Raw genomic sequence first — 19,232 nt, forward strand, 5'->3', positions numbered from 1 at the left:
TCTCATACAGTGAGATGGTGTGGGGAGAGTTGACTTACACGGGGTAGGCGTGCCTGGCCCGGGCGTCCCGTAACGCGCGGGCCCACCACGACAACCGGTCCAGCGTGACCGTCGCGGCGGCGTTGCAGTCCGCGGCGGCCTTGGGCCAGCTGCCGTCGGCGGCGAACAGCTCCCAGTAACGGGGCAGGAGGACGGCGTCGCGTACGGCCACGGCGTCCAGTTCGGTGAATACCTGGCACAGCTGGCCGACGGCGTGCAGGCCGCCGGAGTCCCGGCCGTAGGCGACGAAGGCGACGGGCTTGGCCCGCCACTCCTCGCAGTACCAGTCGATGGCGGTCTTGAGCGGGGCCGGGAAGCTCCGGTTGTACTCGGGGGTGACCACCACGAAGGCGTCGGCCGCGGCCAGCCGCGCCGCCAGCTCCCGGACCCGTGCGGGAACGGGGTCGTCATGGTCGACGAGAGTCTGCGGCAGGCCGGTCTCGGCCAGGTCGATCAGGTCGATGACCAGGTCTCCGCGTCTGCGGGCCCGGGCGGCGAACCAGCCGGCCACGGTGGGGCCGAACCGGCCGTTGCGGGTGCTGCCGATGATGACCGCCAGGCGCAGCCTGTCCTGCTCCGCGGTCTCCCGCGTCCGTGACCCGTGGTCCTGCGCCGTCTCCCTCATCTCTCGCCTCCTTCGTGCTCGTCTCCGGTTCGACATGTCCCACTGTGCCGGGAGCCCTTTACGGCTTGTTTCCGGTCGGTTTACGGCTCCGGCCGGAGCTGTCGGTGAACAGCCGTAAACGGAGGCGGCGTGTGGTTATCGTGACCTTCATGCGTTTTGGGGTGCTGGGGCCGCTGGCGGTGTGGACGGACGGCGGCGAGCCGGTCGCGGTTCCCGGACTGAAGGTCCGTGCTCTGCTGGCCGACCTCCTCGTGCACGAGGGACGGCCGGTGCCCGCCGACCGGCTGATCCACGACCTGTGGGGGGACGACCTCCCCGGCAACCCGCCGGGCGCGCTGTCGGCCAAGGTCTCACAGCTGCGCCGGGTACTGGAGGACGCCGAGCCGGGCGGCCGGGAGCTGGTCGTCCACCAGCCCGCGGGCTACCTGCTCAAAGGAGTCACCGACGCCGACGGATTCCACTCCCTGATCGCCGAGGCGGGCCGGGCCGGTGATCCCCGGGCCAGGGCGGCGCTGCTGTCGGAGGCCCTGACGGGATGGCGGGGACCGGCGTTCGCCGACTTCGCCGACGAGGCGTTCACCAGGGCCGCCGCCGTCCGCCTGGCGGAGCAGCGGCTGGCCGCGCAGGAGGACTGGGCGGAGGCGCGGCTGGCGCTGGGCGAGCACGCCCCGCTGGCCGGGGACCTCGGCGACCTGCTCACCGAGCATCCCCTCCGGGAGAGGCTGCGCGCCGCGCACATGATCGCGCTCTACCGCGCGGGACGGCAGAGCGAGGCCCTGGAGAGCTATGAGGCGCTGCGGGCCCTCCTCGCCGACGAGCTGGGGCTGGACCCGAGTCCCGGCCTGGTGGCACTGCACCGGGCGATCCTGACCCAGGACCCGGGACTGGCGGCGCCCGCCGTACGGGACGCCGGTGGGGCGGGGACGGCGGGATCGGCCGCGTCGGGCGCCGATGAATCAGGTCCCGGCGGGCCGGACCGGCCCGTGCCGGAGTCCGCCGGACCGGCTCCCGCGACGGCCGGGCCTGCGACGGCCGGGCCTGCGACGGCCGGGCCCGCGACCGTCAGGCCCGCCACGAACCTGCCCGCACCGGTCACCGGCCTGGTCGGCAGGGAGGAGGCGGTCGCCGAGGTCTGCGCCCGGCTGGAGACGGACCGGCTGGTGACGCTCACCGGCCCGGGCGGGGTCGGCAAGACCCGGCTGGCCCTGGCGGCGGCCGGCCGCCTGATCGGCCCTCCCTCGGGTTCCGGGCCTTCCGCGAGCTCACCGGAGTTCTCCGGCGGCGGGGCGGCTCACGATTCCGCTTCCGCCCGGTCCACCCCCTTCCCCGTGGCTCACGATTCCGCTTCCGCCCGGTCCGTTCCCTTCCCCGACGGAGTGTGGCTGGTGGAACTGGCCGCTCTCGACCGGCCCGCCGAGCGGGACGCGGTGCCGAGGGTGGCTGAAGCGGTCATGGCGGTGCTGGGCGTCCGGGACGGCGGGGACCCCACCGGGCCGGGCGCGCCGGTGACCGCCGCGGACCGGCTCGTCGAGGCGCTGCGCTCCCGGCTGCTGCTGCTGGTGCTGGACAACTGCGAACACGTCGTGGAGCCGGTCGCCGAGCTGGTGGAGTCGCTGCTGCGGGCCGCTCCGGGAGTGCGCCTCCTGGCGACCAGCCAGGAACCGCTCGCACTGCCCGGCGAGGTGGTCTGGAACGTCCCGCCGCTGGAGGTGCCCGCCCGGGCCGCCGGACCCCGGGGGACCCACGATCCCCGCGACCTCGCGGACCTGGGGCGGATCGGCTCGGTCCGGCTGTTCGTGGCGCGGGCGTCCGCCGCGGACCGGGGATTCACCCTCGACGCGGACACCGCTCCGGCGGTCGCGGTGCTGTGCCGCCGCCTGGACGGCATCCCGCTGGCCCTGGAGCTGGCGGCGACGCGGGTGCGGGCGCTGGGCGTGCACGGTCTGGTCGACCGCCTGGACGACCGGTTCCGGCTGCTGGCCACCGGATACCGGGGCGCCCCGCCGCGCCAGCGGACCCTGATGGCGATGATCGACTGGAGCTGGGAGCTGCTGACGGACCCCGAGCGCGTGGTCCTGCGCCGGCTGGCCGTCCACGCCGACGGCTGCGCCCTGGAGGCGGCCGAGGCCGTCTGCGCCGGGGACGACCTTCCGGCCGCCGACGTGCTGGACCTGCTGACCCGCCTGGTGGACCGCTCCCTGGTGGTCATGGTCGAGACGGCCGAGGGGCCCCGGTACCGGCTGCTGGAGTCGGTGGCGGCCTACTGCGCCGAGCGCGTGCGGGAGGCCGGGGAGGACGAACGGATGCGGCGGCGCCACCGCCGCCACTACACGGCCCTGGCCGAGCGGGCCGGGCAGCGGCTGTACGGGCACGAGCAGCGACGGTGGCTGCGGGTGCTCGACGCCGAGGCGGCCAACATGCGCGCCGCGCTCACCACCGCCGTCGCGGACGGGGACGCGGACGGCGCGCTGCGCCTGGTCGGCGCGTTGGCCTGGTACTGGTTCCTGCGCGGACGGCTGGGCGAGGCCCGGCGCTCCTTCGCGGCGGCCCTGGCCGCGGCCGGGGTCCCCGGCGCCGTCGCCCGGTCGTCGGCGTCCCCCGCCGGGGGTTCCGCGGACGTTCCTTCTCCCTCGGAAGCCCGCGCGGAAGCCCCCGTGACCGGTCCCTCTCCCGGGCTCCTGGCCGGGGCACTGGCCTGGGACGCCGGGATCGGGTTCCTCCACGGAGACGTCGCCGACCGCGAGGAGCGCCGCCGGACGGTCATGGACCGGTACGAGGAGGCCGGCGACCCCGGCGGGCGGGCCAGGGCCGAGTGGTTCCTGGCCTACACCGGGATCGATCTGGGCGACCTCGCGGTCGCCGGCGAACTGCTGGACCGGGCGCTGCCGGTCTTCGAGCGGCTCGGCGACCGGTGGGGCACGGCCGCCGTCCTCGCCGCCCGGGCCAAGCTCGCGCACGTCCGGGGCGACCTGGAGGTGATGAGACGGGACGGCGGGCGCAGCGCGGAGATCTTCGCTGAGCTGGGCGACCGCTGGGGCCGGCTGGAGGCCACGGGCTGGCTCGGCGGGCTGGCCGAGATGACCGGTGACCTGGAGGGGGCCGAACGGCTCCAGCGGGACGGGCTGCACCTGGCCGAGGAGCTCGGGCTGTGGGCGGAGGTCGCCGGGCGGCTGGGCTGGCTCGGCTGGATCGCCCTGCAGCGCGGCGACTACGCGGAGGCCATGGATCTGTGCGAGCGGGCGCTGCGGCTCTTCACCGAGCAGGGCCATCAGGCCGGGCGGATCTTCGCCCTGATGGGACTCGCATTCGCCGCCCGCAGGAACGGGGAGATCGACCGTGCCGAGGTCCACCTGCGCGAGGTGCTGGAGCAGACCCCGCGAGACGACGCGGGAGACGTCCCGCCCCCGTACCTGCCAATGATCATGACTGAGCTCGGTTTCGCGGCCGAGGAGCGCGGCGACGCCGCGGCGGCCCTCGCCCTGCACCTGGAGGCCCTGGACCTGGTGGCGAAGATGGACGCCTCCCGGGACGTCCCGATCACCCTGGACGGGCTGGCCGGGGCGCTGGCCCTCGCCGGGTGTCACGACCGCGCCGCCCGGCTCCTGGGCGCGGCGGCCGCGATCCGCGCGTCGAGTTCCATACCGATCTCCTCCGCCGAGCGCGACGACGTCGACCGGATCACCGCGCGGGTCCGCGACGCGCTGGGCGGGGACCTGTTCGCCGCCGAGTCCGGGCGCGGCGCCGCGCTCACTCCCGAGGAGGCGCGGTCCCTGGCGGCGCAGCCGGGTCCGGGCGCGGCCGGCTGACCGGGCTCCCGGAGCGGGTCCGGCCACCGGCGGGTGATCGCGGGTTCGCCGCGTCATGGACCCGGTCGCCGCAGGAGGGCCGCGGGCTCGTCCTGCTGCCGCAGAAGGGCCGCGGATGCGCCCGGGGATCAGGACGGATGGACGAAGCGGTGATGGAGCTCCGCCGCCTCCCGCGGATCGAGGAAGGATCCGGCCGCGAGCCAGGCGGCGGCCCCGGCGCCGTCCCCCGCGACGGTGACCGGCGCGTCCCACCGCCGCAGGAGGAGATCCTGTACGGCGCGGCGCACGGGCCCCTCACTCGTCAGCACGCTCCCGGCCAGGACGATGGGAGTGCGATCACCGGGCGAGCGGACCCGGGACACGGTCTCGACCAGGCGGGCGGCGGCCTCGGCCACGATGGCCCCGGCCGCGGGGTCCCCGGCGGCGGCCGCCTCGCTGACCAGCGGGGCCAGTTCGGCCAGCGCGATCGGTGGACGGGCCTGCACCGCGGTGGCGAGCAGGTCGGCCAGTCGCCTGCCCGGCACGACGGGAACGGCGATCTCCAGACCTGTCGTGCCGTTCCGGGGCCCCCCATCAAGAAGTGCCGACTCCCGGCCCGTCGTACCGTTCTGCTCCCGCGCGGACGGAGACGCCGGCTCCCGGCCCGTCGTACCGTTCTGTTCCCATGGGACCGAAATCACCGGTTCCTGGTCCGTCGTCCCCATCTGTTCACGCGTGGACGGAGGGGCCGGCTCCCGGCCCGTTGTGATTTCCCCGGCGCCCTTCTGTCCCGGTGAGGTCGCGAGCTCCTCTCCCGCGGCGAGTCCGTTGCCTCCGGCGGCGGGGGCGAGCAGGTGGCGCACCACCGCCCGGCTCAGCGGCCCCGTCTCTCCCTCGGCCTGCCGGATGGCCAGGCGGGCCGCGGCCCGGCCGAGCCAGAAGGCGGAGCCCTCGTCGCCGAGCAGCCAGCCGTACCCGTCGGCCAGCTCCACCGGCTGGCGGTCAATAATTTTTGCCGCGATGGCGCCGGTACCGGAGATCAGGACGGTCCCCGACGGCATGGCCGTACCCGCCGCGAAGGCCGCCGTCGCGTCGCCCACCGCGCGGGGGGCGACCGTCAGCCCGCAACCGCGGAGGGCCTCCTGGAAGGCCGCGCGGACGGCCGGGTCGTGCAGCATCCCCAGACCGGCGAGCCCTACGGTCACCGCCCTGACCTCCGAGGGGTCCACCTGGGTCAGGGCTTCGCGCACGGAGAGGGCGAGGTTGGCGAACGCCCGGCGGGCGCCGAGCGCCATGGGGTTGCCCGCGCCCGCCCTGCCCCGCCCCGCCGCGGCCCCCGCGGTCGTGACGGCCACCGCACGAGATGATGTTCCACCGGCGTCCACGCCGAGTACCACGGTCATGACAAAAATTATTCACCAAAAGCCTTGACCGTGGGAGATGCTGAGCATAATTTTCATCAACACGAGGGAGGGGAACGACGGTGGAACTCCTGAGCAGGATCAGGGCCGAGCGGGCGGAGATGCCCGAGGCGCTGCGGAAGGTGGCCGAGGTGATCCTTGCCGATCCGGCGGAGGCCGCGCGGTCGACGATCGTCGACCTGGCCGAGCGGAGCGGCACCTCGACCGCCACGATCACCCGGCTCTGCCGTGCTCTGGGCTTCGGCGGCTACGCCGAACTGCGCGTCGCCCTCGCCACCGAGACCGGCCGGGCCGCGCAGCAGCACTGGGAGACCGACATCGGGCAGGAGATCCTGCCGGGCGACGGGCTCGACCGGGTGCTGGGCGTGGTGGCGGGCAACGACATCCGGCTGATCCAGGAGACCGCCGCCCAGCTCGACCTGGCCACCGTGGAGAAGGTCGCCGGGGCGATCGCCCAGGCCGGCCGGGTCCTGCTGTTCGGGGTCTCCAGCAGCGCCGCGGTGGCGAACGAGATGGAGTACCGCCTGCAGCGCATCCGCGTCCCCACCTGGAGCAGGTCCGACGCGCACAGCGCGCTCACCGACGCCGCGCTGCTCGGCCAGGGCGACGTGGCGATCGGGATCTCACACAGCGGCCGGACCCGCGAGGCCATCGAGGTGCTCGCCGAGGCGGGCAGCCACGGCGCGATCACGGTGGCGGTCACCTCGCACCCGAGATCGCCGCTGGCCGAGGTGGCCGAGCTGGTGGTCACCACCTCCAGCAGGGAGACGACCTTCCGCTCGGAGGGGTTCGCCGCGATCCACTCCCAGCTGCTCGTCCTCGACGTGATCTACGTCTCGGTCGCGCAGCGCACCTACGAACGCACCCGGAAGGCGTTCGACCTGACCGTCCGCGCGGTGACCGGGCACCGGCTCCCGGAAGGAGACACATGACCGAACCTGTCGAGGTCATCGATAGACGCAGCACCTTGGTCAGGCGGCCGACGGAGGAGGACTTATGACCGAGCCTGTCGAGGTCATCGATAGACGCAGCACCTTGGTCAGGCGGCCGACGGAGGAGGACGCATGACCGCGGAAACCGATGTGACGGGGGGGAAACCCGCTCACCCGGATCTGGAGGCGCGGGCTCCGGACCCGCCGGACGACGGGCGACCGGCCCACCCGCCCGGTTCCGGCCCGACGGCGCCCGATCTCCCGGACCCGGACGCCTACGTCCGGCACATCGCGGACCTCGTCCGGTCCATCCCCGTCGAGCAGGCGGACCCCATCAAGGCCGCCGCGGCGCTGGTCGCCAGGGCGCTGGACGGCGGCGGCGTCGTCCAGGCGTTCGGCTCGGGCCACTCCGAGGCGGTGGCCATGGAGATCGCCGGCCGTGCGGGCGGTCTCGTGCCCACCAACCGGCTCGCGCTGCGGGACATCGTCCTGTACGGCGGAGCCGACCGGAGCGAGCTCGACCGCTACGACCTCGAACGCGATCCCACGGTCGCCCACCGGATCCTCGACGCCGCCCCGATCGCGGACGGCGACCTGTTCGTCGTCATCTCCAGCTCCGGCGTCAACGGCGTCGTCGTCGAGCTGGCCGCCCAGGTGAAGGAGCGCGGTCACGACCTGATCGCCATCACCTCTCTCGCGCACAGCGCCGCCGCCCCGGCCAGGCATCCCTCGGGCCGCAGGCTGTGCGACCTCGCCGACGTGGTGCTCGACAACCGGGCGCCGTACGGCGACGCGGTGCTCCCGCTCCCGGGCGGCGGCGCCGTGGCGGCGGTCTCCACGATCACCTCGGCCCTGCTCGCCCAGCTCGTCGTCATCGGGGCCGTCGCCGAACTGCTCGCCGCCGGTCAGACGCCGCCGGTGTACCTGTCGGCGAACGTCCCCGAGGGGGACGCGCACAACCTCGCCCTGGAGGCCCGGTACGCGGGCCGCATCCGCAGGGGCGGCTGAACGGCGCGGGCTCGCCCGCTCCCTGAGACATATCCGCCGAAGACATGTCCGCTCCACCGAAGACATGTCTGCCGAAGACGCAGCCGGTGAAGACGCAGCCGGTGAAGGGCTCGTCTCGCCTCACCACGGAACCGGCGATGACCCGCTCCGTCCCGCCGGGCACCCGGCGGCGGGTTCTCTTCACGCGCCGGACATCACGCGGGGTCCGCCCCGCCGTGCCATCGAACACCTCGGGGGCCGCTCAGAAGGAGATCCGCCCATGCCCCGAACCCCCCTGAAGGTCATCCTCGCCTTATTCCTCCCCCTCGTCCTGGCGGCCGTCGCCCTGGCCTCGCCCGCCTCGGCCGCCCAGGCGCTGCGCCTGCAGTACAAGACCAGTTCCACCGGGGCCGTCACCGCCCAGGCCGAGCCGTGGTTCAAGCTCGTCAACGACGGAACCGAGCCCGTCCCGCTCAGCCAGGTGAAGATCCGCTACTACTTCACCGGCGAGACCTCCTACCGCTTCGCCTGCTCGTGGGCGGTGGTGAGCTGCTCCACCGTGACCGGGCACTTCGTCCCGCTGGCGAGCCCGGTCGCGGGCGCGGACCGATACCTGGAGGTGGGCTTCACCTCCGGGACGCTGGCCCCCGGCGCGAACACCGGTGACATGCAGCTGCGGTTCTACCGGGCGGACTGGCAGAACTTCACCCAGTCCGACGACTACTCCTTCGGCGCGAGCCGTACCTCCTACGGAGACTGGGACAAGGTGGCCGTCTCCATCGGCGGGCAGCTCGTCTGGGGCACTCCGGCCGGAGGCGGGGGCGGGGAGCCCACTCCGACGCCCACTGTCACCCCGACGGGCAATCCGGGCGGGCAGGGCACGCTCTTCGACGACTTCGCCTACACCGGCTCGTCCGACCCGCGGCTGGCGCAGCGCGGCTGGACCGTGCGCTCCGCCTCCGGCGGGCCCGGCGTGCCCGGCGCCACCTGGTCTCCCGGCGCGGTCAGCTTCCCGTCGGTGAGCGGCAACCAGGTCCTCCAGCTCGACTCCTCGACCGACGGCACCGCCGCGGGCACCGTGCAGACCGAGCTGTCGACCACGGCCCGCAAGTTCCACGAGGGCACCTACGCCGCCCGGGTGAAGTTCAGCGACGCGCCGCTGTCCGGTCCCGACGGCGAGCACGTGGTGCAGACGTTCTTCACCATCACGCCGCTCCGGCAGAACATGGACCCGGACTACGGCGAGCTGGACTTCGAGTACCTGCCCAACGGCGGCTGGGGCGAGCCCGCGAACATCCTCTACGCCACGAGCTGGGAGACCTACCAGGCCGACCCCTGGCAGTCCGTCAACACCCACACCGAGGAGCGGACGAGCTTCGCCGGCTGGCACGACCTGGTCATCCAGGTCTCCGGCGGCCGGATCAAGTACTACGTCGACGGGCGCCTGTTCGCCGACCACGGTGACATCCACTACCCCGAGACCCCCATGTGGATCATGTTCAACCAGTGGTTCATCGACCTTCAGGGCGGCTCCACGCCGCGCGCCTACCGGCAGCAGGTCGACTGGGTCTACCACAGCCGGAACGAGGTCGTCGCGCCCGCCGAGGTGCTGAACCGGGTCGGCGCGTTCCGCACCGCGTCCACCGCGTTCGTCGACACCGTCCCCGGTTCCTGACGTCCCGGATGCGGCGTCCGCGTCCAGGCGGGCCGCGGACGCCGCATCCGGAGCCCGCACCCCTTCCGGACAAGCCGAATCACCCCCTGAAAAGAGAAGGCACCATGAGAAACCGCCTCCTGGCCGCCGCGGCCACGCTGGCCCTGGCCGTGGGCACCGGCGCCTGCGGCTCCGCCTCGGACTCCGGCTCCGGCGGCGCGCCCGACGCCGGCTCAGGCTCGGGACCCGCGAGCGGCGCACCGGCCAAGCTCACCGTCTGGATCATGGATGGGAGCGTCACCGACGAGCTCATCAAGCGGTTCGAGACCGATTACGAGGCCGCCCGCCCGAACGTCGACCTCGACATCCAGATCCAGGCGTGGGACGGCATCGGCGAGCGCGTCACCGCCGCCCTGGCCAGCACGGACGCCCCCGACGTGATCGAGGTGGGCAACACCCAGGTCGCCCAGTACGCCGCGAGCGGCGGCGTCAAGGACCTCACCGACAAGGTCGCCGACCTCGGCGGCGACGACTGGATCCCCGGCCTGGCCCAGCCCGGCAACATCGACGGCAAGCAGTACGGCGTCCCCTGGTACGCCGCCAACCGGGTCGTCGTCTACAACAAGGACCTGTTCGCCAAGGCCGGGATCACGACCCCGCCCACGACCCGCGACGAGTGGCTGGAGATCACCGCCAAGCTCGACGAGGGCGGGAACCAGGGCATCTACCTCACCGGCCAGACCTGGTACGCGCTCGCCGGGTTCATCTGGGACGAGGGAGGCGACTTCGCGGTCAAGGAGGGCGACAAGTGGAAGGGCGCCCTCGACACCCCGCAGGCGCTCGCCGGGATGGACTTCTACAAGCGGCTCCAGGCCCTCGGCAAGGGGCCGAAGGACGCCGACGAGGCGAATCCGCCGCAGCACGAGGTCTTCGCGCAGGGCAAAGTCGCCCAGATGATCAACGTGCCGGGCGGCGCGGCCCGGGTGCTGGAGGTCGAGCCGGGCATGAAGGACAAGATCGGCTTCTTCCCGATCCCCGGGAAGACGGCCGACAAGCCCGGCGCGGTGTTCACCGGCGGCTCCGATCTGATCATCCCGGAGGCGTCGAAGAACCACGACGCCGCCTATGAGGTGATCAAGGCGCTGGCGGGCGAGAAGTTCCAGACCGACCTGGCCAAGGCGATGAACTTCGTGCCGAACAGGACGTCGCTGGCGCATGTGCTCGACGCCGACGAGGGGACCGCGGCCATGGCGAAGGGCGCCTCCAACGGCAGGGCCACCCCCAACACGCCCAACTGGGCCGCGGTGGAGGCCACCACGGTGATCAAGCAGTACATGACCGCGGTGCTCACCGGGAAGGACCCCGCGACCGAGGCCCGCAAGGCCAGCGAGGCCATCACCGAGACCCTCAACAGCGGGTCCTAGGCCGATGGCCGTCTCCCAGAACCCGGCCCCGCCGCAGGAGCGGCGGGCGCCGTGGTCGCCCGGCCGCGCGGCCCGCCGTCGCGGGAGCCCGGGGAGCTCGCGGGGCCCGCGGGGTCCGCGGAACCTCCGGGGCCGGTCGAGCTCGGGGGGCTCGCGGAGCCTCTGGCCCTACCTGCTCATCGCCCCGGCCGTGGCCGGAGGCGTGCTCCTGCTCCTCTACCCGCTGCTGCGCGCCGCGGTGATCTCCTTCCAGCACTTCCGGATGGGCGAGCTGATCCGGGGCGGCGCGGCGTTCGTCGGCCTGGACAACTACCGCGAGCTGCTGGCCGCCGAGGAGTTCTGGACGGTGGTGGCGCGCACCTTCGCCTGGACCGGGATCAACGTGGCGCTCATCATGGGGATCTCGACCGCCGTCGCCCTCATGCTGCTCCGGCTGGGCCGGCGCATGCGCGTCGCCCTGATGAGCGTCCTCGCCCTCGTCTGGGCCACGCCGATCATCGCGGCCACAACGATCTTCCAGTGGCTGTTCCAGTCCGAGCTGGGCGTCGTCAACTGGGCGTTGACGGGCCTGGGCTTCGACTCCTTCCGGGGATACTCCTGGTTCGCCGACGGCACGGCGATGTTCGGCGTGCTGGTGGTCCTCGTGGTGTGGCAGTCGGTGCCGTTCGCCGCGCTGACCCTCTACGCGGGCCTGACCACGATCCCCGCCGAGCTGTACGAGTCGGCCAGGATCGACGGCGGCACCGGGCGGCAGGTCTTCACCATGGTGACCTTCCCGATCCTGCGCCCGCTGTTCGCGCTCGTCACCTCGCTGGAGGTCATCTGGGTCTTCAAGTGCTTCCCGCAGATCTGGGTGCTCAGCCAGGGCGGGCCCGACGACGCGACGACCACGCTGCCGGTCTACGCCTTCAAGATCGCCAGGGTGCTGCACCGTTACGACCTCGGCTCGGCCGTGGCGATGCTCACCGTCGTCATCCTCGCCGTCGCGCTGATCGGCAACCTGCGGCGGATGCTCAAGCAGGAAGGGGCTGAGTCGTGAGGGGCGTGAGGTCACGCGAAGCCGCGTCCGACGCGCGCGAGATCGTGCCCGGCGCGCGCAGGACCACGGCCGGTACGCGCAGGACCGCGGCCGACGCGCACAGGATCGCGTACGGCGCGCGCAGGGGCGTGCTCAACGTCGCCGCGGCGACCGTGCTCGCCGTGATGATCTTCCCGGTCTACTGGATGTTCGCCACCGCCTTCAAGCCGACCGCGGAGATCCAGAACGAGACGCCCGGTCTGTGGCCCGCGCACCCGACCCTGGAGCACTTCGCCACGGCCGTGGGCGCCGACGGGTTCTGGACGTTCTGGCGCAACAGCCTGGCCGTCACCGGCGCCGCCGTGCTGCTGGCCCTGGTGGTGGCGCTGCTGTCGGCGTTCGCGGTGGCCCGGATGCGGTGGCGGGGCAGAGGACCCTTCATCGTCATGATCTTCGCCGCGCAGATGGCGCCCTGGGAGGCGTTGCTCGTGCCGATGTTCGTCATCGCCAGGGACGCCGAGCTCCTCGACTCGCTGGCCATGCTCACCGGCGTCTACTTCATGGTCACGCTGCCGTTCACGATCGTGACCCTGCGCGGGTTCCTCGCCGCCGTCCCGGCCGAGGTGGAGGAGGCGGCCCTGGTCGACGGCTGCACCCGGTTCGCCGCCTTCCGCAGGGTGATCTTCCCGCTGCTGGCCCCCGGCCTGATGGCCACCTCGCTGTTCGGGTTCATCACCGCCTGGAACGAGTTCGCGTTCGTCAACGTGCTCATCATCAAGGACCAGGACAAGCGGACGCTGCCGGTGTGGTTGTCGTCCTTCCGCGACGTGTTCGGCACCGACTGGGGCGCCACCATGGCCGCCGCCACCCTGTTCGCCCTCCCGGTGCTGGTGCTCTTCCTGTTCCTGCAGCGCAGGGTCGGCGCGGGGATGATCTCGGGCGCGGTCAAGGGGTGACCCGGGCCGGGTGCGGCGTGCCCCCGGCTCCGGGTACGGCGCGGCTCCGGGTACGGCGTGGCCTCGGGTAGGGCGTGGCCTCGGGTAGGGCGTGGCCTCGGGTAGGGCGCGGCCCCGGACGCGGTCAAGGGATGCCCTCGGGCTGTTCACGCCGGTCGCGGCCCGCCCCCGATTCCCGGGAAGGCCATCCTCCCGGTTGTTACATTGGGCAATCGGTAATCGCGCAGGGTGACAGAGGGTGGCGGCGGCGGTCCTCGGCCGATCGCGGAGGAGGACGGGTGCTCCACAGCCATCCGGGGACCACGCTCGAACCGCCCGCGGACCCCTCGGGGCGGGCGTCCGGCCCTGCGGGGCCCGGCCGTGCCGTACGGCGCCGCCACCTGGTCCTGTGGCTCACCGCCGTCGCCATCGCCCTGGCCGTCCTCGCCGGCCACGACGTGCACGACCGGCTGACCTTCGGCGGCGCGACGGTCTCCGGGGCGGAGTCGGAACGCGCGGAGAGGCTGCTGGCGACGGGGTTCGGGACGGGCGTGCCGCACCTCGTCCTGATCGCCCGGGGTCCGGGTCCGGTGGACCGCGCGGACGCCGTGGCGGCCGGCAAGAGCGTGGCGGCGCGGCTCGCCCGCGATCCCGCCGTCACCCGCGTCACCTCCTACTGGGACATCCGCTCACCCACCCTGCGCAGCGGGGACGGCCGGGCCGCGCTCATCCTGGCCCGGCTGCGCGGCGACGACAGGGAGCGGACCGGCGCGGCGGCCCGCCTGGCTCCCGCCCTGGCCGGCGCGCACGGGCCGCTGACGGTCCTCGTGACGGGGGAGAGCCAGGTCAAGGCCGAGGCGCGGAGCCGGAGCGAGCGGGATCTCCATACGGTGGAGCTCATCACCGTCCCGCTGACCTTCATCATCCTCCTGCTGGTCTTCGGCAGCCTCACCGCCGCCGCGCTGCCGGTCCTCGTCGGCGTGTTCGCGGTGACCGGGACCATGGCGGTGCTGCGCCTGCTCACCGAGCTGACCGAGGTCTCCGCCTTCGCGATGAGCCTCGCCAGCCTCCTCGGGTTCGCCCTCGCGGTGGACTTCAGCCTGTTCGTCGTCACCCGCTTCCGCGAGGAGCTGGCCGGCGGGCGCGAGGCCGCGGAGGCGATCCGGGTCACCATGCGCACCACCGGCCGGGCCATGGCGTTCTCCGCCCTCACGGTGACGTTGTCGCTGGCCGCCCTCCTGCTCTTCCCCTTCATGATGTTGCGCTCGGTCGCCCTCGGCGGCATCGCGGTGACCCTGCTCGCCGCCGCCGGGAGCCTGGTGGTGCTGCCGGCGGCGCTCGCCGTGCTCGGCGGGCGCGTCGACAGCCTGGCCGTTCCGGGGCCGTGGCGGGCCGGACGGGACCGGGGGCCGGGCGGCGGGTGGTCCCGCCTCGCCATGGCCGTGATGCGCCGTCCCCTGGCCGTCGCCGTCCCCACCGTCGCGCTGCTGGCCGTTCTCGGGGCGCCCTTCCTCGACGTCCGCTTCGGGATCTTCGACGACCGGCTGCTCCCGCCGGAAGCCTCCGCCGCGCGGGCCGCCGAGGAACTGCGCCGGGACTTCGACGCCCGTGACAGCATCTCGGCGACCACGGTGGTGCTGCCCGGGCTGAAGGTGGCGGGCGGTGACACGACCGGGTCCGGCGGCGGGGCGGGGGACGCGGGCGGAGCGCACGCCCGGCTGGACGCCTACGCGCGGAGCCTGTCGGCGCTGGACGGCGTGCTCCGGGTGGACACCGTCACCGGCTCCTACCGCGGGGGGAGCTTCTCCGGCCTTCCCCCGGGACCGCCGGAGCGGTTCACCGGCCCGGCCGGGACCTGGCTGGCGGTCTCCACGGCGTACGAGCCCTACGCGGTGGAGAACAGCGAGCTGGCCCGTGGCCTGCGCGCCGTCCCCGCCCCGGGGGAGGCGGCGGTGGGCGGGCCGGGGGCCCAGCTGGCCGACATCCGGCGGGGCATCGCGGACACCCTGCCGCTGGGCCTCTCCCTGGTCGCGATGACGACCTTCGCGCTGGTCGCCGGGATGACCGGCAGCGTGGTCCTGGCCGCGAAGGCCCTGCTGATGAACGCGCTCAGCCTCGGCGCGACGTTCGGCGTGCTGGTCCACGTCTTCCAGGAGGGGCACCTGCGCGCTCTGGTGGGGAGCTTCACCGTGACGGGCACGATCGACACCCTGGTGCCCGTCCTGATGTTCTGCATGGCCTTCGGCCTGTCCATGGACTACGAGATCTTCCTGCTCTCCAGGATCACCGAGGAGTACCGCCGCACCGGGGACACCGTCACGGCGGTGGCCCTGGGGATGGAGCGCACCGGACGCCTGTTCACCTCGGCGGCGGTGATCTTCGCCGTGGTGATGGGCTCCATGGCGACCTCCAGCCTCGTCCTGCTCAAGATGGTGGGGGTGGGCCTGGCGCTGGCCGTACTCCTCGACTGCACGCTGATCCGCGGGCTGCTCGTCCCCGCGGTCATGCGCCTGGCCGGCCGCGCGAACTGGTGGTCCCCATGGGGGCCCGGAAAACTGCGGGGGTTCAGAAAAGCGTCGGCGGAGAGCCCTTGCTCACCGGTCCCGGCTCGCCGCGCCTGAAGAGCCGGATCGTGCCGAACACGCCGTCGTAGCCGGGCTCCCGGATCACCTCGCAGCGGCGCAGCCGGGCGACGGCCTCCGCGAGCGGCGGGGAGTGGGCCGCGATCTCGTCGGGCGGCAGGTCCTCCAGGATCGTCAGCTCGGGTCCGAGGGCGGCGGTGAGCCGGTCGACCTCCGCCACGACCTTCTTGCTCTTCGGTCCCACGCCGAGGATCTCCCCCACGATCTCCGGGAGCGGGACGGCGCTGTGGAAGCCGGCGGCGCCGTCCGGACGGGCGCCGTCCGGACGGTCGGCCAGCTCCTCGACCCGGCTCAGCACGCCGATCGTGAGGCGCCTGCGGCACACGGGGCAGATCCCGCCGTGCTCGCGCGTCTCCCGCGGCTCCATCCGGACCCCGCACTTGCGGTGCCCGTCGACGTGGTATTTGCCCTCCTCCGGGAAGAACTCGACCGACCCCGCGTGCCCCTCGCCGGTCCGCAGCGCCCGCAGGACCGCGAAGTAATCCAGGTCCGTGTCGAACACCGTGGTCTCGCGGCCGAGCATCGGCGGCGAGTGCGCGTCGGAGTAGCTGACCATCCGGTAGCGGTCGAGGCCGGAGACCTTCCAGTTCATGGCCGGGTCGCTGGACAGCCCGGTCTCCAGCGCGAAGAGGCGGTCGGAGAGGTCGCCGTAGCACTCCTCGATCGTGTCGAAGCCGGCCTTGGAGCCGAGCACGCCGAACCACGGGGTCCAGACGTGGGCGGGCACCAGATAGGCGCCGTCGCCGCTGTCCAGGGTGGTCTCCAGCAGGTCGCGGGCGTCCATGCGGAGGGTCGGCCGCCCGTCCTCGGTCAGGTCGCCGGCCTGCGCGAGCCTGCGGTTGAGCTCCTCGGCCACGTCGAAGTCCGGCGCGTACAGCAGGTGGTGGATCTTCCGGGTGCGTCCGCCCCGGGCGTAGACCGTGGAGACCTCCACCGAGAGCATGAACCGCACCTCGCCGGACGCGAGGCGGGGCGGGAGCGTGCGGCAGATGTCCCGGTCCAGGTCGTCGCGGAGCCGGAACAGCCCGGGCTCCGCGGGCACCAGGTTCTCGCGCAACTCGGCGAACCACACCGGGTGGGTGAAGTCGCCGGTGCCCATGAGCGTGATCCCCTTGCGCCGCGCCCACCACGTCAGGTGGGCCAGGTCGCTGTCCTTGCTGCAGGCCCGGGCGTGTTTCGAGTGGACGTGCAGATCGGCGTGGAAACGCACCTTCACCATCCTGTCGCAGTCCGGACGGCCGCCGCCGGGGCACGGAGGCCGCGACGGTCCCCGTCCCCGGCTGTCACGGGGAGGACTCCTCGCCCCGGGAACCCGTCCTCAGTTTCCTGCCCCGGGAACCGCCGTGGATTCCTGGGCCGTGGATTCCTGGGCCGGGGGACCCGCGGCGGAAGCCGGGAAGACCGCGGCGAACTCCTCGCCCGCCGCCAGGCGCCCGATCAGGCGGCGTACGGCGGCGGGCCCGCCGGCGGCGCTCATCCACCGGCTCACCCGGCAGGCGGAGTCGGCGTAGAACCGCTCACCGTCGGTGGCCGCGCGCGGCCGTCCCGCCGGATCCCCGGGAAGGGCGACTCCGGGTTCGGCCAGGCACCGGTCCGGGGCCGCCTTCGGATCCGCCTTCGGATCCGTCTCCGCGGCTGTCCCGGGGGTCGTCTCCGGCGCGAGGTAGCGCGGGTCACCGGAGACCACGACGGCGAGTCCCTCGTCGAACCACCGCGGCACCCGCCCCGGCCCGATCCGGCTGTCCAGCTCGACGTGGGACAGCTCGTGCGCGGCGATCACCTCGTTGGCGCCGCGCGGCGACAACATCACCGCGCGGTTGAGGATCGCGATGCCCCGTTCCCCGCCCCCGCCGATCCGGCGGTAGCAGTCGTCCGTCGCGCAGACCAGGACGCGCGGCGCGCTCTCCCGGCCGCCGTAGAAGTCGTGGACGCGCCGCCCGGCCGCCTCGACGATCTCGATCGCCCGCCGCCGCCGATCCGGCGGGAGGTCCGGCTCGGTGTACAGACCCGGCGCCACCTCCTCCAGCCCGTGACAGCCCGGGCAGGTCACGGCCACGACGGAGGGGAAGGCCAGCGCGACCACGGCGACCGCCGCGACGAGCAGCCCGCCGAGCCCGGCGAGGAGCCAGGCCCGCCTCCTGCGCAGGACGCCCGCGAGCCGCCGTGCCGTCCGCCGCCGGCGCCGATCCGTCCTGCCTCCCCTCAAGCGTCCCTCCGGGTGAAGGAGAGCACGCCGGCCGCCACCGCGACGACCGCGTAGCCCACCAGCACGGCCAGCGCCACGAGCGGCGGGAGCGCTCCGGCGCCCGCCTGCGCGGCGACGGGCTCACCGGCGATCTGCCGCACCAGGGCGATCGGGAACAGCGCGAAGACCCGCAGGCCCCACGGCTCGGGCAGGAGGTTGGCCACGCCGGGCAGGACGAACAGCAGGACGGCGACCGAGGCGACCCCGCCCGCGGTGGACCGGGTGATCGTGCCCGTCCCCAGCCCGACCAGTGCCAGCACGGTCACCGAGAGCCCGGAGGCGAGCAGCGCGGGCAGGTCGGCGGTGAACGGGCCGGCGTTGAAGCCCATCGTGCGCCCGCCCGCGATGATCCGGCTCACCGCGTACGTCGCCAGCAGGATCGCGTGACCGCCGGCGAGCGTCAGGGCCGCCAGGACGCCCGCCTTGGCGAGGAACAGCCGCCGCCGGTCGGGGACGGCGACGAGGCTGGTGCGGATCATCCCCGTGGCGTACTCGGAGGTGATCGCCAGTACGCCGAGGACACCCAGCGCCATCTGCAGGAACGGCAGGAACCCCTCCTCCGGCGCGGCGGCCCGGAAGGCGGCCCGGCCCGCCGGGTCGCGGCCGTCCCAGGCGGTCCCGGCGTAGTAGGTCCAGACGGCGCCGAGGACCACGATCGCGGCGGCCGCGCCGAGCGTGTGGTGGGTGGAGCGGACGGAGCGCAGCTTCAGCCACTCGGACGACAGGACGCTGTTGATCTTCAGCCGCTCCGAGGACGGGACGCCGTTCATCGCGCCGCCCCGTACTCGACGCTCCCGGCGGTCAGCGCCAGGTAGGCGTCCTCCAGGGTCGGATAGCGGCCCGTCAGCTCCCTGACCGTGGTGTCGGCGATGAGCCTGCCGCGGCCGACGACGACGAGGCGGTCGGCCGTCAGCGCCATCTCGCTCATCAGGTGGCTGGAGAGCAGGACCGTCCTGCCCTCGGCGGCCAGCGCGCGCATCAGCTCGCGGATCCAGCGCACCCCCTCGGGGTCGAGCCCGTTGACCGGCTCGTCGAACATCAGGACCCCCGGGTCCCCCAGCAGCGCGGCGGCGATGCCGAGCCGCTGCTTCATGCCCAGCGAGAACCCGCCGACCAGCCTGCGCGCGACCCCCGTCAGCCCGACGGCCTCCAGCACCTCGGCGACCCGCGATCGGCCGATCCCGCCGGCGAGGGCCAGGCAGGACAGATGGTCGAACGCGCTGCGCCCGCCGTGCACCGCGCCGGCGTCCAGCAGCGCCCCCACCGCGCGCATCGGCCGGGGGAGCGTGGCGTAGCGCCGCCCGTTCACGAGCGCCTCCCCGGAGGTGGGCGCGTCGAGCCCGAGCACGATGCGCATCGTGGTCGACTTGCCCGCGCCGTTCGGGCCGAGGAAACCGGTCACGTGTCCCGGCTCGACCCGGAAGGACAGCCCGTCGACGGCTGCGGTGTCCCCGTACCGTTTGGTCAGCTCTCTCACTTCGATCACCCGTCGACGCTCTCGTACGGCGGGCGCCCCGCGCATCGG

13 protein-coding genes and 1 pseudogene are annotated in these 19,232 nt (G+C 73.6%); 8 read left to right on the forward strand and 6 right to left on the reverse strand.

Annotation, left to right across the window (positions count from 1 at the left end; genetic code table 11):
- Positions 1-34: 34 nt before the first annotated feature.
- Positions 35-664, reverse strand: a complete 630-nt coding sequence (locus Plo01_RS10315) for an NADPH-dependent FMN reductase (protein ID WP_203890307.1) — start codon at positions 662-664, stop codon at positions 35-37.
- A 149-nt stretch (positions 665-813) separates the two neighbouring features.
- Between Plo01_RS10315 and Plo01_RS40155 the strand changes: the two genes are divergently transcribed.
- On the forward strand, positions 814-4,470 hold the full coding sequence (locus Plo01_RS40155; protein ID WP_239316115.1) for an AfsR/SARP family transcriptional regulator: 3,657 nt from the start codon (positions 814-816) through the stop codon (positions 4,468-4,470).
- Positions 4,471-4,598: 128 nt separating this feature from the next.
- Here Plo01_RS40155 and Plo01_RS40905 read toward each other — a convergent pair whose 3' ends face one another.
- Positions 4,599-5,852: a BadF/BadG/BcrA/BcrD ATPase family protein gene (locus Plo01_RS40905; protein ID WP_203890308.1), complete on the reverse strand. Its 1,254-nt coding sequence runs from the start codon at positions 5,850-5,852 to the stop codon at positions 4,599-4,601.
- A gap of 80 nt (positions 5,853-5,932) precedes the next feature.
- Between Plo01_RS40905 and Plo01_RS10330 the strand changes: the two genes are divergently transcribed.
- The 7 genes from Plo01_RS10330 (at position 5,933) to Plo01_RS10360 (ending at position 15,441) form a co-directional block, all read left to right on the forward strand.
- Positions 5,933-6,802 (forward strand): MurR/RpiR family transcriptional regulator, encoded by an 870-nt coding sequence (locus Plo01_RS10330; RefSeq protein ID WP_239316116.1) that lies wholly within the window; start codon positions 5,933-5,935, stop codon positions 6,800-6,802.
- 132 nt (positions 6,803-6,934) lie between these two features.
- Entirely contained in the window at positions 6,935-7,810 is an 876-nt protein-coding gene (locus Plo01_RS10335) for a sugar isomerase domain-containing protein (RefSeq protein ID WP_203890309.1), read from the forward strand.
- 259 nt (positions 7,811-8,069) lie between these two features.
- On the forward strand, positions 8,070-9,464 hold the full coding sequence (locus Plo01_RS10340) for a cellulose binding domain-containing protein (protein ID WP_203890310.1): 1,395 nt from the start codon (positions 8,070-8,072) through the stop codon (positions 9,462-9,464).
- A gap of 104 nt (positions 9,465-9,568) precedes the next feature.
- The gene (locus tag Plo01_RS10345) at positions 9,569-10,867 is read left to right on the forward strand and encodes a sugar ABC transporter substrate-binding protein (protein ID WP_203890311.1); all 1,299 of its coding nucleotides are present in this window, start codon (positions 9,569-9,571) and stop codon (positions 10,865-10,867) included.
- Positions 10,868-11,057: 190 nt separating this feature from the next.
- The gene (locus tag Plo01_RS10350; protein ID WP_239316117.1) at positions 11,058-11,906 is read left to right on the forward strand and encodes a carbohydrate ABC transporter permease; all 849 of its coding nucleotides are present in this window, start codon (positions 11,058-11,060) and stop codon (positions 11,904-11,906) included.
- A gap of 5 nt (positions 11,907-11,911) precedes the next feature.
- Positions 11,912-12,841: a carbohydrate ABC transporter permease gene (locus tag Plo01_RS10355; protein ID WP_239316118.1), complete on the forward strand. Its 930-nt coding sequence runs from the start codon at positions 11,912-11,914 to the stop codon at positions 12,839-12,841.
- A gap of 278 nt (positions 12,842-13,119) precedes the next feature.
- The gene (locus Plo01_RS10360) at positions 13,120-15,441 is read left to right on the forward strand and encodes an MMPL family transporter (RefSeq protein WP_203890313.1); all 2,322 of its coding nucleotides are present in this window, start codon (positions 13,120-13,122) and stop codon (positions 15,439-15,441) included.
- Here the strand turns inward: Plo01_RS10360 and Plo01_RS10365 are convergent.
- The 4 genes and pseudogenes from Plo01_RS10365 to Plo01_RS10380 all read right to left on the reverse strand — a co-directional run.
- On the reverse strand, positions 15,386-16,681 hold the full coding sequence (locus Plo01_RS10365; RefSeq protein ID WP_239316119.1) for an endonuclease Q family protein: 1,296 nt from the start codon (positions 16,679-16,681) through the stop codon (positions 15,386-15,388). The two genes, Plo01_RS10360 and Plo01_RS10365, sit on opposite strands and share 56 nt — an antisense overlap.
- A gap of 99 nt (positions 16,682-16,780) precedes the next feature.
- Positions 16,781-17,668 carry a hypothetical protein gene (locus tag Plo01_RS10370; protein ID WP_203890314.1) on the reverse strand — a complete coding sequence of 296 codons (888 nt, stop codon included), beginning with the start codon at positions 17,666-17,668 and terminating at the stop codon, positions 16,781-16,783.
- Entirely contained in the window at positions 17,665-18,477 is an 813-nt protein-coding gene (locus Plo01_RS10375) for an ABC transporter permease (protein ID WP_239316120.1), read from the reverse strand. Before Plo01_RS10375 ends, Plo01_RS10370 begins: the two co-directional genes overlap by 4 nt.
- Before the next feature lie 74 nt (positions 18,478-18,551).
- Positions 18,552-19,193: pseudogene (locus tag Plo01_RS10380) on the reverse strand (ABC transporter ATP-binding protein); the annotation flags it as partial.
- Between the last annotated feature and the right edge of the window lie 39 nt (positions 19,194-19,232).

The organism is Planobispora longispora, from assembly GCF_016863135.1.
Lineage (GTDB): Bacteria > Actinomycetota > Actinomycetes > Streptosporangiales > Streptosporangiaceae > Planobispora > Planobispora longispora.